Here is a 24777-nt window from a genome sequence, read left to right as displayed (position 1 = left end):
TGACGCGGTCGCGATATGACGCCACGCCATGAACCCGTTCCGTCTCCCTTTGCGACTGGGAATCGTGTCCTGTCTGTTGCTGTGGTCCCTTCCAGCGGAAGCGCAGTCCACCCAGGCGAGGCCCCGCGCCCGCGACCTGGGCATCACCTTTGGCGGACAGTCGGGCCCGAACAACGCCATCACCGACGTGTCCGGCGTGGAGGTGGGCCATACGACGTTGATTTCGGGCGACACCCGCGGCCCGCGGGGAAAGGGCGCGGTGCGCACCGGCGTCACCGCCGTGCTGCCTCGCGGCAAGGACGGCGTGTCCGAGGACGTCTTCGCAGCCATCTACGCCCTCAACGGCAACGGTGAAATGACGGGCTCCCACTGGCTCACCGAGTCCGGCCAGCTCGCCGGCCCCGTCATGCTCACCAACACCAACGACGTGGGCACCGTCCGCGACTCCGTCATCTCGTGGGCGATGAAGCGCGGATTGGAGTGGGAGCTGGGCCTGCCCGTCGTCGCGGAGACGTGGGATGGCCTGCTGAATGACATCTATGGCTTCCACGTGAAGGCCACGCACGCCCACCGCGCGCTCGACAGCGCCAAGGGAGGCCCGGTCGCGGAGGGCTCGGTGGGCGGTGGCACGGGGATGGTGTGCCACAGCTTCAAGGCCGGCATCGGCACGGCGTCACGCAAGCTGCCCGCGTCGGAGGGCGGCTACACCGTGGGCGTGCTGTTGCAGTGCAACTACGGCGCGCGGCACCTCTTCACCGTGGAGGGCGTGCCCGTGGGCGAGGAGCTCAACGACCTGCGCCCCTGCTACACCGGGCCCAAGAAGCCGAGCCACAGCATGTTCGAGAAGATGCCGGCCTGCGCGACGTCGCGTGGCGACACCCAGCCCCGCACGCCCGAGGGCGCCGGCTCCATCATCGTGGTGGTGGCGACGGACGCGCCGCTGCTGCCGCATCAACTGGAGCGTCTGGCGAAGCGCGTGCCGCTGGGCATCGGGAAGATGGGCGGCCTGGGGGGGAACTCCTCTGGCGACATCTTCCTGGCCTTCTCCACGCAGCGGCTGAAGCCCCCCACGGGCACGGACGTGGCCAGCGTCTCGTCGCTCGACAACGAGCGGATGACGCCGCTCTTCGAGGCCACCATCCAGGCCACGCAGGAGGCCATCCTCAACTCGATGCTGGCGTCCGACACGATGACGGGCGCGGAGAGCAGCCGCGTCTACGGCCTGCCCCAGGAACGGCTCATCCAGGTGATGAAGAAGTACGGCCGACTGGCGCCTCCCGCGCCCGCGCCGTGACGCCGCGCGCGCCTCAGGGCGCGCGCTGAGGCTTCGGCGCGGCGGCCTCATGCTGCCGCGCCGCCACCCACGCCTGCACCCGCGCCTCCAGGATGTCCAACGGCAGGGCGCCGTCGAGCAGCACGACGTCGTGGAACTCGCGCACGTCGAAGCTCGGGCCCAAAGCCTGCTCCGCGCGCGTGCGCAGCTCGCGAATCTTGAGCTGCCCCACCTTGTACGCCAGCGCCTGCCCCGGCCAGGCGATGTAGCGGTCAATCTCGTTGGTGGTGTCCAGCTCCTGGCGCGGTGAGTTCTCCATGAAGAAGTCGAGCGCCTGCTGCCGCGTCCACTTCTTCACGTGCATGCCGGTGTCGACGACGAGCCGCACCGCGCGCCACATGTCGTAGGCCAGCTGGCCGAACTTCTCGTAGGGGCTGGAGTACAGGCCCAGCTCGTCGCCCAGCGTCTCGCAGTAGAGCGCCCAGCCTTCGCCATAGGCCACGTAGTAGCCGTAGCGGCGGAACTCGGGCAGGCCGGGTTGCTCGGCGGCCAGGGCCGTCTGAAGGTGGTGACCGGGCACGGCTTCGTGCAGCGTGAGCGGCACCATCTCCCACAGGGGGCGCGTCTCCGGCCGGTACAGGTTCACCAGGTACGTGCCCGGCCGCGAGCCATCCGACGCCCCTGGGTAATAGAAGCCGGTGGTCGCGTCCGGAGCCATGGCCTCCGGCGTCGGCTCCACGCCATAGGGCTGCCGGGGCAGCGTCTTGAACAGCCGCACCAGCAACGGGTCGATGCGCTTGGACAAGGCCCGGTAGCGCATCAGCAGCTCGTCCCCGTCCCGCGCATAGAAGCGCGCATCCGTCCGCAGGAAGCGGAAGAACTCCGCCAGCGTGCCCTTGAAGCCCGTCTGGACCTTCACCGCCTCCATCTCCGCGCGCAGGCGCTGGACCTCGGCCAGGCCGAGCGCGTGAATCTCCTCCGCGCCCAGACCCGTGGTGGTGAACTTGCGCGCGAGGAAGTCATACAGCTCCGCGCCTTCGGGCAGCTGCCAGATGCCCACCACCTCCGTGCCCTTCGGGACGTACTCCTCGGTGAGGAACTGGTGGAAGCGCTTCAGCGCGGGGAGCACGCCCTGCGCAATCGCCGCGCGGCCCGCCGCGGACAGGCGTTGCTGCTCCACGGAGGCAATGCCCTTGGGGAAGCGGCGGAACGGCGCGAAGAAGCCGCTGTCCGCCGGGTCCGCCACGAGCTGCTTCGCCACCTGCGGCGGAATCCGCTGGAGGACGACCTGGGGATGGATGCGCTTCTCGCGCAGTCCCTCGCGCAGCAGCGCCAGCACCTGGTCCACGTAGGTGCCGAAGCCCTGGAGCCGGGCCACCCAGTCCTCGTAGTCCTTCACCGTCTCGAAGCGCAGGTTGTCCGCGAGCTGGTAGGCCGTCTGCACGCCCGGCGGCTGTTTGATGCCCTCCGGGATGCCGCCCATGTGGTTCACCGGCATCAGGTACGTCTTGAAGCGGTGCTCCTCCACCCACGTCTCGTAGTCGCGGCGGAACAGGTCGTAGTTGAGCTGGTCCGCGGCGGAGAGCGCCTTTCGGTCCACCTTCTTCAGCTTCGCGAGCACCTGGAGGTTGTGCTGGTGGTCCGCCTCGATGGACTTGAGGCTCAGGTCATCCCAGCGGTCGTTCCAGCGCCGGTCGCCCTGCACGGACGCGTACGTCGGGCTGTGCTCCAGCTGGTACTGCCACTCCTGCTGGATGAGCGCGTGCAGCGTGGCGGCGGCCTGGGGCCGGGCGTCGGCGGATTCGGGAAGCATCGTGAGGAACCCCACTGCGAAGAGAAGGACTGCGCGCGTCATGAGAAGAGTTCGAGCAAATCCTCACGGGTGATGGCCGTCGCGGCGGCGGCCTCGCTCAGGGCCGCCTCGAAGATGGCCCGCTTCTTCTCCTGGAGCCCCAGGATGCGCTCCTCCACGGTGCCCTGGGACACCAGTCGGTACACCATCACCGTGCGTTCCTGGCCAATGCGGTGGGCGCGGTCCGCGGCCTGCGCCTCCGCCGCCGGGTTCCACCACGGGTCCACCAGGAAGACGTGGTCCGCCGCCGTGAGGTTGAGGCCCGTGCCGCCCGCCTTGAGGGACATGAGCAGCACCGGCTCACCTTCCGTGGACTGGAAGCGCTCGGTGACTTCGCCGCGGTTGGCCGTGGTGCCGTCCAGCCGGCCGAAGCCGATGCCCGCCGCCTTCAGGCGCGGCTCGATGAGGTCCAGCAGCGACGTCCACTGCGAGAAGACGAGCGCCTTGTGGCCTTCGGAGACGGCCGTCTCCAGCGCGTCCACCAGCGTCTCCACCTTGGACGACGTGTTGGCCCGCTGGCCCGGAACGAGCGCGGTGTGACACGCGGCCTGACGCAGCCGCAGCAGGGCCTCCAACGCCTTCAGCACGCTGCCGCCCTCGTTCAGCAGGGCCACCACTTCCTTGCGCGTGGCCGCCATCACCGCGTCGTAGACGGAGCGCTCACGCTCATCCATCTGCACGTGCATGACGGACTCGATGCGCGGCGGCAGCTCGGGCGCGACATCCCGCTTCAGGCGCCGGAGCACGAAGGGACGGATGCGGCGCCGCAGCCCCTCGGCCGCGTCCTGCCGGCCCTCGGAGATGGGCCGGGCAATCTTGTCCTCGAAGTGCTTGCGCCCCCCGAGCAGGCCCGGGTTGGTGAAGTGCATGAGGCTCCACAGCTCCTCCAGCCGGTTCTCCAGCGGCGTGCCGCTGAGCGCGAGCCGGAAGTTCGCCTTGAGCCCGAAGGCCGCGCGCGCCACCTGGCTGTCCGGATTCTTGATGGCCTGCGCCTCGTCCAGCACCAGCGAGTCCCACGTCTTCGCGCCGAGCACCGCCGCGTCCAGGCGCATGATGGCGTAGGTGGTGAGCGTCACGTCGGCGGACGGCTCCAGCGCGCGGCCGGGCCCGTGGTACACGCACACCTTGAGCGACGGGCGGAAGCGCTTCAGCTCCGCGGCCCAGTTGGGCAGCACGCTGGTGGGGCACACCACGAGCGACCCGGGCCCCAGGGCGCAAATCGTCTGGAGCGTCTTACCCAGACCCATGTCATCCGCCAGGATGCCGCCCAGCCCCGCGCCGCGCAGGAAGCCCAGCCAACTGACGCCTTGGAGCTGGTACTGGCGCAGCGTGGCGTTGAGCTCCGCGGGCAGCTCGGGCGGGGGCAGCTTCTCGAAGCCGGAGATGAGCGGCGCCAGCCGGTCCAGGCCCGGCGGAGGAGGCTGCTCCAGCGTCTCGCACAGCGCGGTGAGCTCCGGCAACGCGTGGTTGGAGACCTTCCCATCCTCCTGCCTCGCGTTGAGCAGGTCCGCCACGCGCTGACCGTGCTTGTCCAGCCAGGCCCGGGGCAGCGGCGCCCAGCCACCACCGTCCAGCGGCACCAGCCCCAGCCCCTCCGTCCACGCCCGGATGACGGCGGCGGCGTCCACGGCCTTGACCTCGCCCTTGGCCCCCTCCACCTGGAAGGAGAGCTGGAAGCGCACGTCGGGGACGCCCTGCCCCGTGACGCTGGACTCCAGGTGGAGCGACGGGCGCAGCTTGACGTCGGGACTCACCAGACCCGCCGCGTCACCGGCGAGGTCGCCTCGCCAACGCCGCAGCTTGTCCGCCCAGCGCACCATCTCCGAGCCCTGCACCGTCAGCCGGCGGCCGGGCACCAGGTTCAGCTCGTCGCGCAGCTGGTGGATGAGGCGCTGCTCGGCGGACTCGTCGCGCAGCGGCACAGCGCCGCGCAGGTACACCATGCGCCCGTTGTCGATGCGCACCACCGGCGGCGCGCCGTAGACGAGCGTGGGCAGCACGGACAGGCCGGCGTCGAGCTGGTTCAGCTCCAGCAGGATGCGCGGCTTCAGCTCGCGGTCCAGGCGCGGCAGCCGCTTGCTGCGGACCTCCACCGGCAGGCGGCGCCCCAGCTCGGGCATGATCTTCGAGGTCAGGTCTCCCAGATGGTCCGCCGAGTACGTGCGGACGATGGGCAGGTTCTGCAGCCACGGGCCGGACATGGACGTCTCGCCCAGGCGGACCAGCGTGTCACTCGCGAGCGCCACCCCGGGGCTGACCACCTCCTGGATGCGCGGGTCCTTGGTCACCGTCACCACAATCTGGCCGCTGCGGTCCTCCACCACCGCGCGCGGCAGCACCTGCTCGTCGGACACCGCCACCGGGCGCCCGTCGAGCAGCACGTTGCGCGCCGACTCCAGCACCTTGAGCACCGCCTCCAGCGTCTCCGGTGCCAGGGTGCCGCGCGTGCGCCGCTGCTCCAGGATGCGGTCGGCCAGCAGGTCCGCGTTCTCCACCTGGAGCTTCGCGGCCTCCGCGGGCCGGGCCATCAGCGACGTCAGGCTGCCCTCCAGCGGCGTCTCCGTGCTGTCCACCTGGACAATGGAGCGGCGAAGCTCCAGGCCGCCGTCCATGCGGGTGAAGTGGTAGACGACGCGGGCCCAGCGGGTGGCCGCCGTCTCCATGGGCGTGTCCTGCTTCTCCGCCTGCTGGATGGAGATGGCCGCCGCCACCACGTGCTCGCAGGGGTCCACCTGACTGGGGCAGTCACACTCCCAGGCGTCGTCGTTCGGGTACAGGACGACCGTGAGAGCGACCGGGCGCCCCTTGGCGCGCACCCTCAGCTCCAGCTCGCCCCCTTTCTGGGACTGGAGCACCACGGCTCCGGAGCGGGCGAGGTTCACGCCGTTGGACCAGATTCCCGGCTTGGCTTCCTTCCGGACGGTTTCGAGCAGTTGGGCGGTGGCGGACATGGGGCGTTGTTTCCCTACGCCCCGAGGATGCGTCGCGCAACGGCCATGAGCGCGCACCGTCGCGTGGCAGGCGGCCTCCCCCTGCCCCGGCTCAGGCGAAGTCCCCCGCCTGGAAGCGGCGGACGATGTGGTCCGCGCTCCGGAAGCTGTTGGCCAGGATGGTCAACGTGGGGGCCGCCCCGCCGGAGGTGGGCATGAAACTGCCGTCCACCACGAACAGGTTGTCCACCTCGTGCGTCTGACAGTGGCCGTCCAGCACCGACGTCTCCGGGTCGTCTCCGGCGCGGCACGTCCCCTGGACCAGGTACGACGAGGTGCCGCCCACGATGAGGGGGACACACTCCTCGGCGCCCAAGTCGCGGAACAACTCGAAGGTGCGCGCCAGCAGCCACTGCCCCGCGCGGACGTGGTGCCGTGGCCGGTCCAGGTGGATGCGCGCCACCGGAAGCCCCCACCGGTCCTTCACCTCCGGGTCCAGCTCCACGAAGGTTCCGGCGTTCGGGAGGAAGTCGTGGAACACCTCGCAGAAGAGCACGTCCGACGCCTTCGCCCCGTCCCGGGACTCGGGCACGGGCGGCCCGCGTCCGAAGCGGAGGATGCCACCCTTGGGCAGGTCCGACACGCCGTCGGGCAGGAAGTAGTGGTCCATCACCGAGCGGCCGATGAACGGGTGCGGATTCTCCAGCAGCGCACCGGGGAGGCGGTCTCGCGGCAGGCGCGCCTGCGCCATGGTGACGGCGTGGAACTGGAGGTGCCGCCCCACCCGCCCGCTGCCATTCGCCAACCCGTTGGGAAAGCGCGGCGAGCGCGACAGCAACAAGAGCCGCGCGGACTCCACGGACGAACAGCACACGCACACCACGCGGGCCGTCACGCGGTGCTCCTGCCCCTCCACGTCCAGGTACACGCACCCGGTGGCGCGGCCATCCGGCCCCACCGTGACTTCGCGGACATGACACCGCGCGCGGACCTCACAGTGGCCCGTGGCCTCGGCGCGAGGCAGCAGCGCGGCCTGCGAGCTTCCTCGCGCGCCCACCGGACATCCCAGGCCGGAACACTCCAGGCAATAAGCGCACGCGGGGCGCCCCTGATAGGGCCGCGAGTTGATGGAGCGCGGCGTTGGAAAGGCATGCAGCCCCCGCCGCGCGCAGGCCTCCTCCAACGCGGCGGCCAGGGGATGCGCATCCAGCGGAGGCAGCGGAAACGGTGTCGAGCGAGGTCCCTCGAAAGGATTCACACCCGCGAGCCCGGAGACGCCCACCTCTTGCTCCGCCACGGCATACCAGGGCTCCAGCGCGGCGTAGTCATAAGGCCAGTCCGCCAGTTCCTCGTAGTCACCGAAACGGCTGCGCATGCGCAGGTCATCCGGATGGAAGCGATAGAAATATCCACCCATGTGCACGGTGCCGCCGCCCACGCAGCTGGCCGTCCAGCCCAGCGCGGTGCGCAGCGGCACGGACGTCTTCCGTGTCACCACGGTATGTGGGTCGTCTTCGACGCGGGGGATGAGGTCCTGCGGCCCCAACCCCGTCGCATCGTGCGCGTATTCCCGCGGCGAGTGCCGCGGGCCTCGCTCCAACACCAGCACGCGAAGCCCTGCCTGGGAAAACTTCAACGCCAGCGGCCCGCCGCCCGCGCCACTGCCGATGATGAGTGCGTCGTACAAATCACTCCCACCTTCCCGCATGTATTGCATGCCATGCGGACACGGGCGCTCAGCATTGACATGCAAAGACGAAATGCCTTACCTGTATCACAGTCGTCTCCCTGATACTCCAACGAAGCCAGCTCACCGGGCTTTGCCCAGGAAACGAGAGGACGCGTGGAAATCACGCAGAGGCAGGACGAGGCGACGCCGGGAGCCAACGCTCCGTCGCGGTTCGCACGCTGGGCACGGGCCACCACACTCGCCGAGCGAGCCGCATTCACTCTCAAAGCCAGTACGACGCAACCCGATGCATCCGCCGCGGCGCGCAAGCGATTGGATGCGTGGCGTCAGCAGGAGCCCTTCGGACAGGCGGACTGGTGGCAGCGCAGATTGCAATCCTCTGGGCTGACAGAGACGGAGCTGCTCATGCTGCTGGAGGTGCCCGCCGAGGCACCCTGGACCACGCCTGCTGAAGTCCCCGGCTGGGTGCAGGTGCTGGAGCGAGCCTACGCGGAGCCCTCGCACGCGCCCGTCATCTGGCCCGAGCGCACGGAGGGCCCGGACCGCTCGGCCTTCCTGCCCCTGGTGGAGCCGCTGGTGTCGCGCGCCGTGACGCAGCTCACCGCCGCGCTGAAGCCCCTGAAGCACGCCGCGCCTGGGCTCGACCTGGAGCCGAGCGTCGTCGTCTCCACGATGCTGGGCCACCTGCCCCAAGTGCTGGCACCAGCGTTGGGCCGCGCCATGGTGGTGGAGCTCCATGCCGCCCAGTTGGAGGGACTGCTCGCGGGAGACACACCGGAGGCGCGCTTCCAGGACTTCACGAAGCGGCTGCGCCAGCCGCGGTTCGCCCTGGACATCCTGGAGCGCTACCCCGTGCTGGCCCGCTGCATCGTCCTGCGCATCGCGGAGTGGGAGTCCAACTGCCTGGGACTGATGAAGCGGCTGACACGCGACGCGCCCCTGCTCTGGCAGCGGTTCAACGCGGGCCAGTCTCCCGGCGCACTGGTGGAGGCACGTGGCGGCTTCTCCGACCCGCACCGGGGCGGTCAGGGCGTCTTCATCCTCCGCTTCGAGTCCGGGCTGCGGATCGTCTACAAGCCGCGCTCGCTGGGAGCAGAGGCCGGGCTCCAGCAGCTCCTCACGTGGCTCAACGCGCGCGGCGCCACGCCCGTCATGAAGGGCGCGGAGGCGCTGGACCGGGGCGAGTACGGGTGGATGGAGTACGTGGCCCCCGCGCCGTGCGCGTCGACGGAGGAGGTCCGGCGCTTCTACGAACGCCAGGGTGCCTACGTCGCGCTGATGCACGCGCTGGACGGCACGGACCTGCACTTCGAGAACCTCATCGCCGCCGGTGAGCACCCGGTGCTGGTGGACGTGGAGACGCTCTTCCACCCGCTGTCAGGCACGCGCACGCTTCGAGACTCCGAGCACGCGGTAGAGGCGCCGCCGGTGTCGGTGCTACGCAGCGGACTGCTGCCGCAGCAGTTCTGGGGCACGCGCAAGAAGGCCGGGGTGGACCTGAGCGGACTGGGCGCTCGTGCAGGTCAGCTCACGCCGCAGGCCTACTTGATGACGGCGGAGCGAGGAACGGACCGGATGCGCTTCGAGCGGCGTCCGGTGGAGCTACCCGGGTCCAACAACCTGCCGCGCCTGGAGGGCGAGACCGCGCCCGTCCTGGCCTACCGCGACGCGCTGGCCGACGGCTTCACCCGCATGTACAGCCTGCTGCTGGAGCACCGCGAGGCGCTGCTCGCCGAGGACGGGCCGCTGGCCGCCTTCGCGCACATGCCCATGCGCATCCTCTTCCGCAACACGGCGGTGTATGGCGCGCTCCTCTTCGAGAGCTACCACCCGCACACGCTGACGGATGGGCTCGAGCGCCAACGCTTCTTCGACCACCTGTGGCGCGCCGTGGTGCCTGTCCCGGACTTCGCGGCGCTCGTGCCCCTGGAGACGGAGCAGTTGGAGCGGGGAGACCTGCCGTACTTCACCGCGCGCGCCGACTCGAAGGACCTGGAGGCGGGCTCGGGCCAGCACCTGCCAGACTTCTTCCAGGAGACGGGCATGGCGCGCGTGCGCCGCCGGCTGAAGGGCCTGTCGCCGGAGGACCAGACGCGGCAGCGCTGGGTACTGGAGCGCTCGCTGGATGTCCTGCTGCTGAGCTCGCAGACGGTGGCGCGTCCGACGTATCCCTTCCGGGAGCACACCCAGCCGGGCCTCCGCGACGCGTTGCTCGCGGAAGCACGACGCGCGGGCGAACGGCTGCTGCCCTTGGCCTTCGAGCGCCGTGACGAAGCGCACTGGCTCGGCCTGGATGCGGGAGACGGCGGATGGAGGCTCGGTTCGCCAGGGCCGGACGTGTTCCAGGGCCGTGCTGGCATCGCGCTCGCGCTGGGCTACCTGGGGGACGTCACGCAAGACGCGCGCTTCACGCGGCTGGCGCGGGCCACGCTGCGCACCCAGGCGCGCCTCCTCGCGGAGGAGCCCGCCGGCGTGGTGGGGTTGGGCATCCTCAACGGCTGGGGCGGCATCCTCTACGCGCTGACGCACCTGGGCGTACTTTGGAAGGACGACGCCCTCTTGGACGAAGCCGCCGGATACGTACGGCGGCTGCGGCCCCTGGTGGAGAAGGACACGGTGTTGGACGTGGGCGCGGGCGCCGCGGGCTGCCTGCTGGCGCTGCTGGTACTCGGTGAGCACCGCCCGTCGGACACGTTGTGGGCCACGGTGGACGCCTGCGGCCAGCGGCTGCTGGAGACGTCCACGCCCCAGGCCCGAGGCGCGGCCTGGATTTGCGAAGCCGCCGGAAACCGTTACCTCGCAGGCATGGCGCACGGAGCCGCCGGCATCAGCCTGGCGCTGCTGCGGCTGTTCGCGCGGACGGGCGATACGCGCCTGCGTGACGCCGCGGTGGCGGGCATGGAGTTCGAGCGCGGGCTCTACACGCCCGAGGAGCGCAACTGGCCCGACCTGCGCGTGGGCGCGAAGGAACTGGCGGCGGCGGAAGGCGCGGAGCACTTCCTCTGGGCCTGGTGTACCGGCGCCCCCGGCATCGGACTGGCACGACTGTCCGGGCTCCCCTTCGTGGACGACGCCGCGGTGCGCGAGGAGATTGCCATCGCGCTGGACTCCACGCTGGCTCGGGGCTTCGGACGCAACCACGGTCTGTGTCACGGCGACCTGGGCAACGCGGACTTCCTGTTGGAAGCGGCGGCCACGCTGGGGGACTCAAAGCTCCAGGAGCGCACGAACGCGGTGGCGGGCGGCATCCTGCGCGGCATCTCCGAGCACGGCTACCTCTTCGGCCTGCAAGGCAGCACGGAGACGCCGGGCATGATGGTGGGCCTGGCGGGCATCGCCTACGGACTGGCGCGGCTGGCCATGCCGGAGCGGTTGCCCTCGCTGCTGACGGTCGCGCCTCCACGAATCGTCCGAGGTGAAGGGCTGGGCACCCCGGATGGCCGTCCCTCCAGCCGTGACCAGGAGCAGTCATGAGCCAGAAGAAGGACCACATCCTCCGCGCGTGGCGTGACCCCGAGTACTTCAACAGCCTGTCGTCGGAGGAGCGCGCATCCCTGCCCGCCAACCCCGCCGCCGAGCTGGAGTTGGGGGACGACCTCCTGGAGGTCATCACCGGCGGCGACTTCTGCCTGCCCGGCCAGTCCAGCCCCCAGTGCACGCCGTGCCCGCCGCGGCACTGCTTCTGATTCGAGGCCGTCTTCGAATCATCCCCCTCTTCCACGGTGGTGGGCTGGCCACCGCGGAGGTTGTTTCCCCAGCCCATTCCAGGAGCAGTCATGAGCCAGAAGAAGGACCACATCCTCCGTGCGTGGCGTGACCCCGAGTACTTCAACAGCCTGACCGCCGAGGAGCGCGCCGCGCTCCCCGCGAATCCCGCCGCCGAGCTGGACCTGGGCGACGACGTCCTGGAAAGCATCACCGGCGGCTGTGGCTGCAAGCCCGGTCAGTCCAGCGCCATCTGCACGCCGTGCCCGCCGTACCACTGTCTCTGATTCAAACCCCTTTCCTGTCCAGGAGAAGTCATGAGCCAGAAGAAGGAACACATCCTCCGTGCGTGGCGTGACCCCGAGTACTTCAACAGCCTGTCGTCGGAGGAGCGCGCGTCCCTGCCCGCCAACCCCGCCGCCGAGCTGGAGTTGAGCGACGAGGTCCTGGAGAACATCTCGGGCGCGGACACCTGCGAGCAGTTCGGCAGCTACTACTGCACGCCGTGCCCGCCGTATCACTGCCTCTAATGACAATGCGTTAGGGCTCGGTCCTGAACCGAGCCTGGGGGGACTGGCTCAGTCCCAGGCCAGTCCCCTCCCCCATGCGCTAACGTCCCCTGCGATGCAGCCACCCACCGACGGCCGACCCTCCATCTTCCGCAAGGAAGCCCTGGCGCACTACCAGCGCGTCGTGCAGGACGAGGGTGACCTGCTGCGCATCGGTGGCCGGTGGACGCGGTGGACGTTCGCGCTCCTGTTCATCTTTGGCCTCGCGCTGGCGCTCGGTGTCCTGGCGTGGCCGGCGCTCATTGCCCCGGAAGGAAACGTGTCGCCATGACGGCCGAGGCTCCGCAGCAGCCCCAGCGCCGGTGGCGACTCGGCCTGCGCAAGCGCGTGCCCGAAGTGCGGCAGATGACGATGACGGACTGCGGCGCCGCCTGTCTGGCCATGGTGCTGGCCTACCACGGCCGCGAAATGAGCCTGGAGGCGGTGCGCGAGCTGACGGGCCCCGGACGCGACGGCGCCAGCGCGAAGTCGCTGAAGGCCGCGGCCCAGAAGCTGGGCCTGCGCGTGCGCGCCATCTCCGTGGACCTGGACCGGCTGCCCTTCCTGCCTCCGGCCACCATCCTCCACTGGCGCTTCACGCACTACGTCGTCTTCGAACGCCTGGGCCGCGGCTGGGTCGAGGTGGTGGACCCCGACCAGGGCCGCCGCCGCGTGTCCATGGAGCAGTTCAGCCAGTGCTTCACCGGCGTGGCCCTGCTGATGGAGCCGTCCGAGGACTTCCAGCCGGGCCAATCGCGGCGCGGGCCGTACCGCTACCTGGTGCCGCTGGTGAAGCGACAGGCCGGCACACTGGCAAAGGTGCTCGCGCTGTCCGCCGTGCTCCAGGTGCTGACGCTGGCGGTGCCGATGCTCACCGGCATGGTGGTGGACCGCGTGGTGCCCCGGCAGGACTACTCCCTGATGGGCGTGTTGTCCGCGGCGCTCGCGGGCGTGTTGCTCTTCGAGCTGCTCTCGTCGGTGGTGCGCGGACAGCTCCTGGTGGAGCTGCGCACCCGGCTGGACTCGCAGATGACGCAAGGGCTGCTGGACCACCTGGTGAGCCTGGCCTACCCGTTCTTCCAGCTCCGGCCCGCGGGCGACCTGCTCACGCGGCTGGGCTCGCAGCAGGCCATCCGCGATCTGCTCTCCACCGGCCTGCTGTCCAGCGCGCTCGACGGTGCGCTGGTGCTCCTCTACCTGGGACTGCTGCTGGTGGCGGATGCGTCGCTGGGGCTGCTGGTGGTGGGACTGGGCCTGTTGCAGGTGCTGGTGTTCGCGCTGCCCCGGGCCAAACAACGCAGCCAGCTGTCGCGCAGCCTGGACATGGGCGTGCGCAGCCAGAGCTACCTGATGGCCATGCTGTCCGGCATGCAGACGCTCAAGGCCTTCGGCGTGGAGGGCCGCATGGTGGGCAGCTACTCCAACCTCTACGTGGACCTGCTCAACGTGGAGCTGGAGCGAGGCCGCCTCTCCGCGTGGCTGGACGCGCTGACGGGCACGCTGCGCCGCGTGTCCCCGCTGGTATTGCTGTGCGTGGGCGCGTGGCGCGTGCTGGACGGCGCGGTGTCCCTGGGACAGATGCTGAGCATCAACGCGCTGGCCACCGCGCTGCTGGTGCCCCTGTCCAACCTGCTGGGCACCGGCGGGCAGCTCCAGTTCCTGAGCACCTACCTGGAGCGCATCAACGACGTGCTGGACACGCCCCCCGAGCGCGACGCGGCGCACCAGGGGCGCGCGCCCACGTTGCGCGGCGCCGTCACCCTGGAGGACGTGCGCTTCCGCTACAACCCCCACTCCGCCTGGGTGGTGCAGGGCGTGTCGGTCAGCGTGGAGCCGGGGCAGATGGTGGCGCTCGTCGGCCGCTCGGGCGCGGGCAAGAGCACCCTGGCGCACCTGCTGCTGGGGCTCTACCTGCCCACCTCCGGACACGTCCGATACGACGGCGCGGAGCTGGGCGAGCTGGACCTGCGCGCGGTGCGCAGCCAGTTGGGCGTGGTGTTGCAGGATGCCTCGTTCTTCAACGCGTCGCTGCGGGAGAACATCACCCTGAGCGACCCGGACCTGGACATGGACCGTGTCGTGGAGGCCGCGAAGCTGGCCCACATCCACGACGACATCATGGCCATGCCCATGCAGTACGACACGCCGCTGACGGACCGGGGCCTCTCCATGTCCGGCGGCCAGCGGCAGCGACTGGCCCTGGCCCGCGCCCTGGTGCGCAGGCCCGCCATCCTCTTGTTGGATGAAGCCACCAGCGCCCTGGACGCCACCACCGAGGCGCACGTGCAGCAGGCGCTGGCGTCCCTGAAGTGCACGCGCGTCGTCATCGCCCACCGGCTCAGCACGGTGCGCAACGCCGATACCATCCTCGTCATGGAGGCAGGCCAGGTGGTGGAGGTGGGTCGGCACCAGGAGCTGCTGGAACGCCAGGGCGCCTACGCGTCCCTGGTGAATGCGCAACGGGAGGAGCGCACCCAGGCGGTGGGCTGAGGCGCCTGGAGCACTACCCGGGACTCATGGGTATCCTGCTTCCCGTGCCCGGTCCGCCGCATGTCCACCGGCGCCTGTGAGGGATTCATGAACCTGGATGACTACAGCCGCTTTGACGCAGTGGGATTGGCGGAGCTGGTACGTCGGAAGGAAGTCACGCCCGAGGAGCTGCTCCGGGTGGCGGTGGAGGCCATCCACCGAGTCAACCCGGCGATCAACGCCGTCATCGACACGCGCGACACCCAGGCACACGAAGCGCTGAAGCAAGGCCTCCCCGACGGCCCCTTCCGGGGCGTGCCCTTCCTCATCAAGGACATCGGCGTGCATGCGGCGGGCGTCCCCACCGACCTCGGGAGCCGGCTGACCCAGGGAACGGTGTTCCCCTACGACAGTGCATTGATGGCGCGCTACCGGCGCGCGGGACTGGTCCTGCTGGGCCGGACGAATGCCCCCGAGTTCGGAAACAACGCCACCACGGAGCCCCTGCTCCACGGCCCCACTCGCAACCCGTGGGACGTGGGACGCAGCCCGGGCGGCTCCAGCGGTGGCTCGGCGGCGGCGGTAGCGGCAGGCATCGTGCCGGTGGCGCATGGCAACGACGGCGGCGGCTCCCTGCGCATCCCCGCTTCCCTCTGCGGCGTCTTCGGGCTGAAGCCCACACGGGGCCGCAACTCGCTGGGACCGAACTCCGGCGACTTCATCTGCGGCATGGGCATCGAGCACGTTCTGTCGCGCACCGTGCGCGATAGCGCGGCGGTACTGGACGCCACGCAAGGCCCAGAGGCCGGGGACCCCTACTTCGCGCCGCCCCCACGGCGCCCGTACCTGGAGGAAGTGGGCCGCACGCCTGGCCGGCTGCGCATCGCGCTGATGACGGCTTCGCCCATGGGGGGCCCGGTGAGCCCTCAGTGCATCGAAGCCGCGCGACTGGCGGCGCGCCTGTGCGAGGAACTGGGCCACGACGTCACCGAAGACGCGCCCGCCCATGACGGCCTCCTGCTGCACGAGGCCGTCACCACCGTCTGGTCCGCGACCATTGCGTCCCTCGTGGAGATGGCCAGCCACTATTCCGGGCGCGAGGCCGAACCGGACTCGCTCGAAGCCACCACGTGGGCGGTGGTACGCCACGGCCAGGCGTTGACGGCCACGGACCTTCAACGGGCGCTCGGCGTATTCAACTTCGTGTCGAGGAAGGTGGGGCTCTTCTTCGAGAAGTACGACGTGCTGCTGTCGCCCACGGTGGCGGCGCCGCCCTTCCCACTGGGCCTGCTGGACGCCAACGCGCCCCGGACGGCCCGCGAGTGGTACGACCACGCGTTCGGCCACTGCCCCTTCACCGCGCTGTTCAACGTCACCGGGCAGCCCGCCATGTCCGTGCCGCTGCACTGGAGCGCGGAGGGCCTGCCCATCGGCGTCCAGTTCGCCGGCCGGTATGCCGACGAGGCCACGCTATTCCAACTGGCGGGACAGCTCGAGCAGGCCCAGCCCTGGGCCCAGCGACGGCCACCAGTGCACGTCTCCCGGCCCGCGTAGCCACCGTGAAACGCGCGGTGGGCCCCTGAAGAACCGCGGGGGCCCACCGCGAATACACTGGCTCAGTCGTAGCGGCTGGTGAGCTTCAGCGTCCACGAGCGCAGCGTGCCGCTGCCCACGCCGGACGGGTTGGCGACGTGCAGCTTCCAACGTCCGTTGATGACGCCGTCGCGCGGGATGCCCCGCGTCACGACGATGCGCGAGGGCGGCGTGCCCTCGTTCGGGCCATCCCACAGCAGGGCCGTCTCACCACCCGGGTCCTCCAGCGTCAGCACCAGCCGGTGCGGCGCGGTGTGGACGACGTCCAGTTCCACGTTGATGTCCATGGGCACGGTGGCCAGCCCCACCACGGTGAGCGGCGCCGTCACCAGCGGGTTCGTCGACTGGAGCCGCAGGTCCGAGTACTCGATGAAGGATGCGCCCATCCACGCCGGGGCGCAGTAGCCCTCCACCCAGCCCGACGCCAGGCCGATGCAGATGAGCTTCTCCGACGGGCACGCCACGAAGCGGGAGCACACGTCCCCGTTGCCGGAGAGGTACGAAGCGTCGACACAGCGGCCGTAGGGGCTGGAGCCGTCACCGGGCCGGCCCTCGCAGATGAGCCCGGGCTGACAGATGCCAGGGCCCGTGCACGGGTCACCTTCGGCCGCCTGCTGCGTGTGAGCCTTGAGCTGTCCCATCGTGACGGCATTCACGTTCGTCAGCCGCGACAACTGCACCATGTGGAGGATGGGACGCGCCGCGACCAGGCTCTGCACCGCCGCCGCGGGGATGCCGAAGAGCGTCTGCAGATTCGACGCGCTCTCCGTGTTCGCCGCGTGGATGGCGCGGCGGGCCTCGGCCATGTTGAAGGCCACGCCGTGGAAGGTCCCCACGTGCCCATCGACCGGCAGCTCCACGCGGCCCGTGCCCTTGGCGTACGCCTCCAGCGCCGCGAGCGCCGCGGGGCCCACGTATGGCACCACGTCCACCTGCTCGATGCTCACGAAGCGGCGGTCATCACCCGTGCGGAGCACGCCGTCCGGCCCCTCCCGGAAGTCAATCAGCGCCTGCGCCGCCAGGGCATTCAGCGGCACCTCCTGGTCGAGCACGGAGAGGGAGATGGAGTATTCGTTGAGGAAGGACAGCACGCCCTCGCCAGCGGGCGTCCCCGTGGCCAGCGGCTGCGTCTGCGTCCCGAGCTCAACGGCCTCGTGCTCGGCGTCCATGGACGTCGGGGCACCACAGCTGATCAGCGCCGGGAGAAACGTGGATAGCGAAAGAAACAAGGGAAGTTTGAGTTTCATGCGCACCATGTAGCGCAAGACTTGCCCGGCGCACAGGACGTCACTCGTGCGTGACGCAATCCAACCGAAGCCGTGGGGAATACGCCCACCTCCGTGGCAGTCTTGCGCGCCATGCGAATCCCCCACGCGCTGTCCCTGGGCGCCGCCGCCCTCCTGGCGCTGTCGGCACAGGCCGCCGCCCCGAGCCGTCCCTCCCCCGCCCTGCCTCCGGGCTACTGGCCAGAGGAGAAGGTGGCCGAAGTCCTCGCCAAGACGCAGGAGGTCCGCCTGTCGCCGGACCTCTCCCGCCTCACGCCCGACGAGCAGGCAGCGGTGAAGGACCTGCTGGAGGTGGGCGCCATCTTCCAGGGCCTCTACGAGTCCTCGCGCCACCACCAGGCGCTCCCGGCACTCGCGAAGTTGGAAGCGTTGGACAAGAAACTGGGCGGCCCCAAGCGCACGCAGGACCTGCTCGCGCTGTACCGCCTGTACCAGGGCCCCATCGCCAGCACCCTGAGCAACGCGCGAGAGGCGTTCCTCCCAGTGGACGCGCAGGTGGCCGCGCGCAACGTGTACCCGGTGGACGTCACGCGGGCGGAGGTGGACGCATTCCTGGCCTCGAACCCCGGCGAGCGCCAGTCCCTTCTGAGCGAGAAGACGGTGGTCCGCCGCTCCACAGCGGCCAACCTGCGCCAGGACGTGAAGGTCCTCCAGACGCACCCGGTGCTGGACACGCTGCATCCGGGCCTTCGCCAGGCCCTGCAAGCGAAGGCGAAGCGGCCCGACGCCAAGGCGCTCTACGCGGTGCCCTATGCCGTGGCCTATGGGCCGGAGTTGGTGAAGGCCTACGGGCTGGTGATGCGCGCGGCGCAGCGGCTGGAGGCCAGCGACGTGGAGCTGGCGCGCTACCTGCGCAACCGCGCGCGGGACTTGCTCACCAACGACTACGAGAGCGGCGACGCGGCCTGGGTGACGGGCCGCTTCCAGAAGCTCAACGTACAGTTGGGCGCGTATGAGACGTATGACGACGCCCTCTTCGGCGTGAAGGCGTTCCACAGCCTGTCGGTGCTGCTGAGCAATGAGTCGGCCACGCAGGAGCTGCGCAAGCGCCTGGGCGGGCTCCAGGCGGTGGAGGACGCGCTGCCCTACGCCGCGAAGAAGCGCGTGCGCGAGGACATCCCCGTGGGCGTCTACGACGTCATCGCCGACTTCGGCCAGTCGCGCGGCACCAACACCGCGAGCATCCTCCCCAACGACGCGCTCGCCGCGCGTCGCTACGGCCGCACCATCCTCCTGCGGGAGAACATCATGCGGAACCCGGACCTGTTCGCGTCCGACGAGCGCATCTGGCGCGCCGCGGTGGCGGACGCCCACGTCCGGGAGCTGGTCTCCGAAGGCAACTTCCAGCGCACCCTGTGGCACGAAGTGGGCCACTACCTGGGGCCGGACCGAGACCAGAAGGGGCGCACGCTGGACGACGCGCTGGAGGACTACGCGGGCGCCGTGGAGGAGATGAAGGCGGACCTGGTGAGCCTCTTCTCGCTGCATGACTTCCACAAGAAGGGCACGCTCGACGCCGCCGGGCTGCGCGCGGTGCAGGCCTCCGGCATCCGCCGCACGATCCAGAACGTGCGCCCGCGCGAGGACCAGCCCTACCAGCGCATGCAGTTGGTGCAGTTCAACTGGTTCCTGGAGCACGGCCTCCTCCAGGCGGACCCGCAGACGGCGCGCCTGAGCATCCAGTACGACAAGTACCCGGCCGTCGTGACGTCGCTGCTGGAGAAGGTGCTCGCGCTCCAGCACGGCGGTGACAAGGCGGCCACCGCGGCCTTCTTCCAGCGGTGGAGCGCCTGGACGCCGGAGCTGCACGAGAAGCTGGCGGCCCGCATCCGCGAGGCGCAGGGCGCCCGCTTCCGGCTGGTCCGGTACGACGCGCTGGGGGACTGAGCGTCCCGCTTCCGGTCCCCGCTAAATCCGCGCGGGGACCGGGACAGAGCGCTCCGGCCAGGGCGTCATCTGGCCGTGTCAGGGTTCGCGCGCGCACGCGTCGGAGGTGCCCCCCACACACCGCCACCCTTGATGCGAGGCTTCTGGATGCCAGGCTCCCGACGTCCGTCTCACGCGCGCGCCATCCTCTTTGGCCGGAATCCCACCCAGGACGACCCCTTCGACGTGGAGGCCGACGCGGCCGAAGCGCTGGGGGTCGACACCTACCAGGCAGACCTGGGCGCCCTGCTCTCCGGCAATGCCGAGCAGGCGCTGTCCACCCTCCCGGAGCGCGGCAGGCTCCGGCTCCTCTACCGCGGCTGGATGTTGACGGAGGAGGAGTACATGGCGCTGGACGAAGCCGTGTCCGCCCTGGGGCACCGGCTGACGACGACGCCCGAGCAGTACGCGGCGGCGCTCTACCTACCCAACTGGTACCCCCGGCTCTCCCGCTACACCGCCCGCAGCGTCTGGACGGAGGGCATGGACGCGGCGGAAGCCTGGCACGCGGCCCAGGCGCTCGGCTCGCAGCCCTGGCTGGTGAAGGACCACGTGAAGTCGGCCAAGGAGCGTTGGGATGAAGCCTGCTTCATCCCCGAGGGCACGACGCAGGCGCGCTTCGAACAGATTTGCGCCAACCTCGTCGATGAGCGCGGAGACCGCTTCGAGCGGGGCCTCGTCGTCCGGAAGTTCCTCCCCTTCAAGACGTACGGACGGACACCCGCGGGCCCGGCCCACCTCGAGTTCCGGCTCTTCTTCGGAGGCGGCCGGCTCCTCGCCGCCGAGCCGTACCACGAGTTCGACGTCGACGTGCCCGACTTCACCGGCTTCGAGCCCCTGGCCCGGCGCATCGACTGTAACCGTCCGGTCAGTGACGTGGCGCGAGCGGTTGCAGATGGACGAGGACCGTGGTCGGCGAGCGCCGCAAGGAGCGAGCTGTTCAGAGGCTGGGCTGGAGGAGGGAATCGGGCGGGTCGGCGGCGCGTCTCCGCTTCCACTCGTGAGGCAGCAGCTCACTGATGCGCGAGTTGGGGTGCGACTGCACACGCAGCATGACGTCCGCGAGGTACTCCTCGGGATTGACTTGGTTGGCCTCGCAGGTGGCCACCAGGGCGTAGAGGCCCGCGAGGTTTTCGCCCGCGGCCTCGTGGCCGACGAAGAGGAAATTCTTCCGGCCCAGGGCAGCCTTCCGCAGCGCCGATTCCGCGCGGTTGTTGTCGAGAGGAAGTCGCTCATTCTCGACGAAGCGAGTGAGGGCCTCCCACTGCTTCACCGCGTAGGAAATGGCCTGGCCCAGCGGACTCTTGGGCGGGTGGTGCGGGGCCTGCGCCTCCAGCCAGGTACGCAGTTGCGCGAGGACGGGGGCGCTGTGCAGTTGGCGCAGCTCCCGGTGGACGGCGGTGCGCACCACGTCCGCCTCACGTGCCTGCGCCTCCACGCGGTAGAGCTCGAGGATGAAGGCCAGTGCCTCTCGCGCCTCGGGGGCGGTTGCCAGCGCATCGAAGAATCGGCGGCGGCAATGGGCCCAGCAGCCGACACGTACCCGGCCCTTTGGCAGCGTCACCGCGTTGTAGCCGGTGTACGCGTCCACCACGAGCGCGCCTGTGGTACCGCCCAGGACTTCCTTGGGCGTTTTGCTAGCCCGGCCCATGCTGAAGCGGTAGCCGATGAGCCACTGGCCTTCGTCGTTCTGGGTGAGGAAGGTCCAGAGGTAGCCCAGGCGCGTCTTCTTCACGTCCAGCACCCGCAGCGGCGTCTCGTCCGCCCACACCACGTCCGCGGACGCAATGCATTGCAGCAGGTGACGGGAGAGAGGCAGAAGCACCGAGGCGGCCTGATGGAAGAGGTCCGTCAGCGTGCTGCGACTCATGGGGATGCCACCGCGTTCGACTCGTTGAGCGAGCCGGTGCAAGGGCATGGCATCGGCGCACTTCGACGTCACCACGTGGGCAATGAAGCCGGGGCCGTACTCGCCCCTGTCCACCACCCTCGCCGGAGGCGGAGCCGTGACGACGCCCCGGCCGCACGCGCACGCCAGCACTTCCTGCACGTGCACCTGCCTCTCGAAGCGCGCCGGCACGTACTCGTACACCACCGAGGTGCGTCCCTGGCCCAGCGGCTTCAATTCATCGCCGCCGCACGCCGGGCACTGGCGCTCCTCGGAGGGTACCGCGTGGCGAATCTCCCGCGCGGGCGCCTCCTCGGCTTTCCGAGTGGCCCTCTCCCGGCGCTTCTGCTTCGCGGCCTCGGCCCGAGCCGCCGTCGAATCCGCGTCCCCTCGCAGCTCGGCGGCCACCGTCGGCAGTTTCTCCGCCCGCCTGCTGAAGACGTGACGCTGCAGGGCTGCCAGCTGCCCCTTGAGCGCGTCCACCTCCCCGCCAATGCGGCTCACCTCGGCCTTGAGTTCCTCCGCCTCCTCGCGCCAGGGGCAGAAGTGGTCTTGAGGAAGCTCTCGCGGCACCCGGCCTCAACACGCCGCCGCTGAGCCGCGTCCCGGGCTGGAGCCGTCACGTGCCAGTCCGCCCGGGAGGCGTCCAGGCGGGCTGGCGCCTCACCTGGGCCACGTCGATGCCGTCCAGCAGCATCGCCAACTGCGTGGCGTCCAGGTGCACCACCTGCGCGCCCGCGTCCACCGGCGGCAGCCGGAAGCGCCCCGTCTCCAGCCGTTTGTACAGCAGCACGAAGCCGCCCCGGCTCCACGTCAGTACCTTGATGCGGTCTCCTCTCCGCGACACGAAGGCGAAGAGGTGCCCCGAGTAGACGTCCTCGCCCCAGGCTGTGCGCACCAGCGCCATGAGGCCATCGATGGACTTGCGCATGTCCACCGGCTCCGTGGCCAACACTACGCGCACCGACGCAGGCAGCGCGAACACCGCCTCACCGCCCCAGCGCCGCGACGAGGTGGGCCACATAGTCCACGTCGGTGCCCAAGGAGAATCGCAGGCGCGCTCCGCTGGCCACCACCACCTCCAACATCGACTCCGTTGCCGGGGGCGTCGTCGCGACTTCCACAGGCAGCAAGCGCATCGCCTCGCCCTTCTCGGCCTGCTGACGCCGACGCCGGTACACCCACGACTGAAGCGTGCTCAGCCGCACTCCTCGCTGCGCGGAGAACTCCTTCTGCGTCAGCCCGCTCGCCTCAAATGCTTCGGCGACCCGGAACCACTCGTGCTTCTCCACCGGCTTCGACATATGCGCCAGGGTCCATGGCGGCGACTCCCCACTCAACGCCCCTCAGCACGTCGTTGGCCGGACGCTTACCATCGACTCGCCCTTCCTCACCCTGGACGTGGCCATGCTCCAGGACGGGGGCTGGGCGGTGGTCGAGGTGAACGACGGCGGCGTCTCCGGACTGCCACCCGGGCTGGACCCACGCACGCTCTTCGAGGCCCTGCTCGACCCTCGCTAGCGCGGCGTTCGGCGTGCTCGCGCGGCCCCTGCCCCGTGGGCAGGGGCGTGTGACGCGCCGAGCGGTGCGCCGCTGCTTTCACCCTCCCCCCGGATGCGCACAGTTTCGGACAGGACCCTATGACCGGGAGGAAGGCATGGCGCAGCCAGGCAGGCGTCGCATGTACCTGGGGATGGCCGGCACGGCCGTGATGCTGATGGGAGGCTGTGCCTCCCATCGCTCCAGCGCGAAGGTGGACAAGCAATGGGTGGCGCGCGTCCCACCCGGCGAGCTGGGAAACGTGCGCGAGGCGCAGCTCACGGAGGACCATGCCCGGGAGCAGATCACCCGCACCCAGGTGGCCAGACAGGACGCCGAGACGGAGCGAGAAGTCGCCCAACGCAACGAGGACGCCGCGAAGTCCCGCCACGAAGCAAGTGAGGCAGCGCTCGAGGCCGCGCAGGCAACGGGTGACGTCGCGGCCATCGAGCGGGCCCAGAACGCCGCCTGCACGGCCCAGCACGCCCTCACCCTGGCCGAGGCGGAGACGGCCTGGCGCGACGACGCGGTGACGACGTTGAAGTCGCTGGAAGTCATGCGCCAGCGGGAGCTGGACGTGGCCGACGCCCAGCTCGAACAGGCGAAGTACGAAGCCGTCAACGCCAACGCGGACGTCCGGGCGAAAGAGTTGTCCCCAGGGGACTTCTCCAGCGCCGTCGCCGACGCCCGGCGAAAGGCGGCGGATCAGCAGCGCCAGGTGGACGCCAACCTCCAGCGCGAAGATCAGGCCAAGGCGCACTGGCAGCAGTTGCAGGACCAGGGCTACGGAGGCAGCGGCTCGCAGCAGCCCTGAGACGCGCCTTCACCTCGCAGCGCCCCACGTGACAGCGCGGGCCGGAGCACCGTGCTCCGGCCCGCGCCGCCATGCCCGCCTCCCGCTCACTGCGCCTCAGGCCCGCGAGGCGCCTTCCACGGGGGCAGTCCCTGCCGACACGTGGGCGCCATGTCGAGCCGGCCATAGAGTCCCTGCTCCTCGTCCGCGGGCCCCGCCGTGAAGAAGAGCGCCTCGGCGGGTAGGCCCTGCACGCCAGTGCCGAAGTGCAAGGACCAGAGTCCGTCGACCTTGAGAGGCTGTCCGTCCGGCCGAGTGAGCGCGCCTGCCCAGGCGCCGGAGGCAGGGTCATACGCGTTGATGGCGCCATCCCCGAAGTTGCCCACCAGCAGGTGGTTGCTGAACTGCCCGAAGCCCGCCGGCGCCAGGGCCATGCCCCACGGCGCATTGAGCGCGCCCTGAGAAGCGAACCGCCGCAGCAGCTGCCCGTTCATGTCGAAGGCGTTGATGTAGCCCGCGCCCACGCCGGGGACATCATCCGAACGCTCCTCGTCCTGCTGCGCATACGAGACATAGAGGGTGCCCCCGATGTCCTGGATGTTGAAGGGCGCGTACCCGGCGGGCAGTGACGGGTCCGCGAAGGCGCCCGGCATCGGCATGGGCGTGAAGCTGGAGTTGAAGACGTCGATTCGATTGTTCCGGAAGTCCGCCGCGTACAGCATGGCGTCCGCTCCGGTGCCGGCCATCGCCAGCCCCTTGTACACAGAGCCCATAGCGGAGTTGTCCGCCACGATCTTGGCCGAGGCCTCGTCCACCGCGGGTGCCCAGGCGGCCAGGACGCCCTCCTCCGTGGCGAAGATGAAGCGAGCGGGCCCCGAGACACCTGTCCCTGTCACGACGAATGCTTCCGAGCCATTGAACACCACGCCGGTGGGCTCTCCCGACTCGGTCACTCCTGGCGGCGCGGGGATGCCCACGATGAGGGGCTGCTGAACCCCGTTGCCGTCATACAGCGTTGAGGTGCCCGTGCCTTCGTTCGCCACCCACGAGACGCCCATCGGGTTGAAGGCAAGCCCCCAGGCGTTGACGAGGTGCGGATCGACATGCTCGGCGCCAAGCGCCGGACTGTTGGCCACGAGGTTGCGTTGTGTGTAGCCGCCCGCCACCGAGCAGTCAGCCGGAGGCGCGGGTGGCATTGCCGCCCTGGCGACCGGGACAGCGAGGACCGCGACCGCCGCGGACAACACACCTTGCACCAACGTGGACCTGCGAGTGTTCATCATGA

General features: G+C 70.1%; 20 protein-coding genes. 12 read left to right on the top strand and 8 right to left on the bottom strand.

Annotated features, from left to right (window positions below):
• The first annotated feature begins 28 nt into the window (after positions 1-28).
• Positions 29-1294, top strand: coding sequence for a DmpA family aminopeptidase (locus tag BHS09_RS14020; protein WP_140798114.1), 1266 nt, complete (start codon positions 29-31; stop codon positions 1292-1294).
• A gap of 13 nt (positions 1295-1307) precedes the next feature.
• On the opposite strand, the gene BHS09_RS14015 is transcribed toward BHS09_RS14020, so the two are convergent.
• From BHS09_RS14015 to BHS09_RS14005, 3 genes are all read right to left on the bottom strand, one after another.
• Positions 1308-3128 carry a DUF885 domain-containing protein gene (locus BHS09_RS14015; protein ID WP_140798113.1) on the bottom strand — a complete coding sequence of 607 codons (1821 nt, stop codon included), beginning with the start codon at positions 3126-3128 and terminating at the stop codon, positions 1308-1310.
• Entirely contained in the window at positions 3125-6076 is a 2952-nt protein-coding gene (locus BHS09_RS14010; RefSeq protein ID WP_140790413.1) for a DEAD/DEAH box helicase, read from the bottom strand. The genes BHS09_RS14015 and BHS09_RS14010 overlap by 4 nt, the downstream gene beginning before the upstream one ends.
• Positions 6077-6167: 91 nt before the next feature.
• Positions 6168-7763: a GMC family oxidoreductase gene (locus BHS09_RS14005; RefSeq protein WP_161604880.1), complete on the bottom strand. Its 1596-nt coding sequence runs from the start codon at positions 7761-7763 to the stop codon at positions 6168-6170.
• A gap of 135 nt (positions 7764-7898) precedes the next feature.
• On the opposite strand from BHS09_RS14005, the gene BHS09_RS14000 reads away from it, so the two are divergent.
• The 7 genes from BHS09_RS14000 to BHS09_RS13970 all read left to right on the top strand — a co-directional run bounded on the left by BHS09_RS14000 (position 7899) and on the right by BHS09_RS13970 (position 16021).
• A complete protein-coding gene (locus tag BHS09_RS14000) occupies positions 7899-11219 on the top strand; it encodes a type 2 lanthipeptide synthetase LanM family protein (protein ID WP_140798112.1) in 3321 nt (1106 codons plus the stop codon).
• Positions 11216-11431, top strand: coding sequence for a mersacidin/lichenicidin family type 2 lantibiotic (locus BHS09_RS13995; protein WP_140790406.1), 216 nt, complete (start codon positions 11216-11218; stop codon positions 11429-11431). The genes BHS09_RS14000 and BHS09_RS13995 overlap by 4 nt, the downstream gene beginning before the upstream one ends.
• Positions 11432-11521: 90 nt before the next feature.
• Positions 11522-11737 carry a mersacidin/lichenicidin family type 2 lantibiotic gene (locus tag BHS09_RS13990; protein ID WP_140790404.1) on the top strand — a complete coding sequence of 72 codons (216 nt, stop codon included), beginning with the start codon at positions 11522-11524 and terminating at the stop codon, positions 11735-11737.
• A 30-nt stretch (positions 11738-11767) separates the two neighbouring features.
• Positions 11768-11980, top strand: coding sequence for a mersacidin/lichenicidin family type 2 lantibiotic (locus BHS09_RS13985; RefSeq protein ID WP_140790402.1), 213 nt, complete (start codon positions 11768-11770; stop codon positions 11978-11980).
• 94 nt (positions 11981-12074) lie between these two features.
• Positions 12075-12290, top strand: coding sequence for a hypothetical protein (locus BHS09_RS13980; RefSeq protein ID WP_140798111.1), 216 nt, complete (start codon positions 12075-12077; stop codon positions 12288-12290).
• Positions 12287-14488 (top strand): peptidase domain-containing ABC transporter, encoded by a 2202-nt coding sequence (locus tag BHS09_RS13975; RefSeq protein WP_140798110.1) that lies wholly within the window; start codon positions 12287-12289, stop codon positions 14486-14488. Before BHS09_RS13980 ends, BHS09_RS13975 begins: the two co-directional genes overlap by 4 nt.
• Before the next feature lie 87 nt (positions 14489-14575).
• On the top strand, positions 14576-16021 hold the full coding sequence (locus BHS09_RS13970; RefSeq protein ID WP_140798109.1) for an amidase: 1446 nt from the start codon (positions 14576-14578) through the stop codon (positions 16019-16021).
• Between the two features lie 62 nt (positions 16022-16083).
• On the opposite strand, the gene BHS09_RS13965 is transcribed toward BHS09_RS13970, so the two are convergent.
• Complete coding sequence (locus BHS09_RS13965; protein WP_237080352.1) at positions 16084-17229, bottom strand: proprotein convertase P-domain-containing protein; 1146 nt, start codon at positions 17227-17229, stop codon at positions 16084-16086.
• 189 nt (positions 17230-17418) lie between these two features.
• On the opposite strand from BHS09_RS13965, the gene BHS09_RS13960 reads away from it, so the two are divergent.
• Positions 17419-19233, top strand: coding sequence for an NUDIX hydrolase (locus BHS09_RS13960; protein ID WP_237080351.1), 1815 nt, complete (start codon positions 17419-17421; stop codon positions 19231-19233).
• A 147-nt stretch (positions 19234-19380) separates the two neighbouring features.
• On the top strand, positions 19381-20292 hold the full coding sequence (locus tag BHS09_RS13955) for an ATP-grasp domain-containing protein (protein WP_237080350.1): 912 nt from the start codon (positions 19381-19383) through the stop codon (positions 20290-20292).
• On the opposite strand, the gene tnpC is transcribed toward BHS09_RS13955, so the two are convergent.
• The 3 genes from tnpC to tnpA are packed head-to-tail and all read right to left on the bottom strand — an operon-like array spanning position 20213 to position 22464.
• The gene (tnpC, locus tag BHS09_RS13950; protein WP_140798106.1) at positions 20213-21733 is read right to left on the bottom strand and encodes an IS66 family transposase; all 1521 of its coding nucleotides are present in this window, start codon (positions 21731-21733) and stop codon (positions 20213-20215) included. The two genes, BHS09_RS13955 and tnpC, sit on opposite strands and share 80 nt — an antisense overlap.
• A gap of 46 nt (positions 21734-21779) precedes the next feature.
• Positions 21780-22184 (bottom strand): IS66 family insertion sequence element accessory protein TnpB, encoded by a 405-nt coding sequence (gene tnpB / locus BHS09_RS13945; RefSeq protein ID WP_140795585.1) that lies wholly within the window; start codon positions 22182-22184, stop codon positions 21780-21782.
• Positions 22150-22464, bottom strand: coding sequence for an IS66 family insertion sequence element accessory protein TnpA (tnpA, locus tag BHS09_RS13940; RefSeq protein WP_140795586.1), 315 nt, complete (start codon positions 22462-22464; stop codon positions 22150-22152). Before tnpA ends, tnpB begins: the two co-directional genes overlap by 35 nt.
• Here tnpA and BHS09_RS39915 point away from each other — a divergent pair.
• Both BHS09_RS39915 and BHS09_RS13930 read left to right on the top strand, forming a co-directional pair.
• Positions 22355-22681 carry an ATP-grasp domain-containing protein gene (locus BHS09_RS39915; RefSeq protein ID WP_140798105.1) on the top strand — a complete coding sequence of 109 codons (327 nt, stop codon included), beginning with the start codon at positions 22355-22357 and terminating at the stop codon, positions 22679-22681. The two genes, tnpA and BHS09_RS39915, sit on opposite strands and share 110 nt — an antisense overlap.
• Before the next feature lie 136 nt (positions 22682-22817).
• Positions 22818-23513, top strand: coding sequence for a hypothetical protein (locus BHS09_RS13930; protein ID WP_140798104.1), 696 nt, complete (start codon positions 22818-22820; stop codon positions 23511-23513).
• A gap of 86 nt (positions 23514-23599) precedes the next feature.
• Here the strand turns inward: BHS09_RS13930 and BHS09_RS13925 are convergent, their stop codons facing one another.
• Positions 23600-24775 carry a TIGR03118 family protein gene (locus BHS09_RS13925; protein WP_237078287.1) on the bottom strand — a complete coding sequence of 392 codons (1176 nt, stop codon included), beginning with the start codon at positions 24773-24775 and terminating at the stop codon, positions 23600-23602.
• Positions 24776-24777: the final 2 nt, after the last annotated feature.

The sequence above is a fragment of the Myxococcus xanthus genome (genome assembly GCF_006402735.1).
Classification (GTDB): Bacteria; Myxococcota; Myxococcia; order Myxococcales; family Myxococcaceae; genus Myxococcus; species Myxococcus xanthus_A.
The sequence above is the reverse complement of the archived record's forward strand: the minus strand, read 5'-3'. Positions and strand labels throughout refer to the sequence as shown.

Bases quoted from the DNA above. Each gene is read 5' to 3' on its own strand.
- BHS09_RS13925 (WP_237078287.1), bottom strand. From the start codon at position 24,775: ATGATGAACACTCGCAGGTCCACGTTGGTGCAAGGTGTGTTGTCCGCG.
- BHS09_RS13930 (WP_140798104.1), top strand. From the start codon at position 22,818: ATGGCGCAGCCAGGCAGGCGTCGCATGTACCTGGGGATGGCCGGCACG.
- BHS09_RS13965 (WP_237080352.1), bottom strand. From the start codon at position 17,229: ATGGACGCCGAGCACGAGGCCGTTGAGCTCGGGACGCAGACGCAGCCG.
- BHS09_RS14015 (WP_140798113.1), bottom strand. From the start codon at position 3,128: ATGACGCGCGCAGTCCTTCTCTTCGCAGTGGGGTTCCTCACGATGCTT.
- BHS09_RS13980 (WP_140798111.1), top strand. From the start codon at position 12,075: ATGCAGCCACCCACCGACGGCCGACCCTCCATCTTCCGCAAGGAAGCC.
- BHS09_RS13955 (WP_237080350.1), top strand. From the start codon at position 19,381: ATGCCAGGCTCCCGACGTCCGTCTCACGCGCGCGCCATCCTCTTTGGC.
- BHS09_RS14005 (WP_161604880.1), bottom strand. From the start codon at position 7,763: ATGCGGGAAGGTGGGAGTGATTTGTACGACGCACTCATCATCGGCAGT.
- BHS09_RS13975 (WP_140798110.1), top strand. From the start codon at position 12,287: ATGACGGCCGAGGCTCCGCAGCAGCCCCAGCGCCGGTGGCGACTCGGC.
- BHS09_RS13970 (WP_140798109.1), top strand. From the start codon at position 14,576: ATGAACCTGGATGACTACAGCCGCTTTGACGCAGTGGGATTGGCGGAG.
- BHS09_RS13990 (WP_140790404.1), top strand. From the start codon at position 11,522: ATGAGCCAGAAGAAGGACCACATCCTCCGTGCGTGGCGTGACCCCGAG.
- tnpB (WP_140795585.1), bottom strand. From the start codon at position 22,184: ATGTGGCCCACCTCGTCGCGGCGCTGGGGCGGTGAGGCGGTGTTCGCG.
- BHS09_RS13985 (WP_140790402.1), top strand. From the start codon at position 11,768: ATGAGCCAGAAGAAGGAACACATCCTCCGTGCGTGGCGTGACCCCGAG.
- BHS09_RS13960 (WP_237080351.1), top strand. From the start codon at position 17,419: ATGCGAATCCCCCACGCGCTGTCCCTGGGCGCCGCCGCCCTCCTGGCG.
- tnpA (WP_140795586.1), bottom strand. From the start codon at position 22,464: ATGTCGAAGCCGGTGGAGAAGCACGAGTGGTTCCGGGTCGCCGAAGCA.
- BHS09_RS14010 (WP_140790413.1), bottom strand. From the start codon at position 6,076: ATGTCCGCCACCGCCCAACTGCTCGAAACCGTCCGGAAGGAAGCCAAG.
- BHS09_RS14020 (WP_140798114.1), top strand. From the start codon at position 29: ATGAACCCGTTCCGTCTCCCTTTGCGACTGGGAATCGTGTCCTGTCTG.
- BHS09_RS13995 (WP_140790406.1), top strand. From the start codon at position 11,216: ATGAGCCAGAAGAAGGACCACATCCTCCGCGCGTGGCGTGACCCCGAG.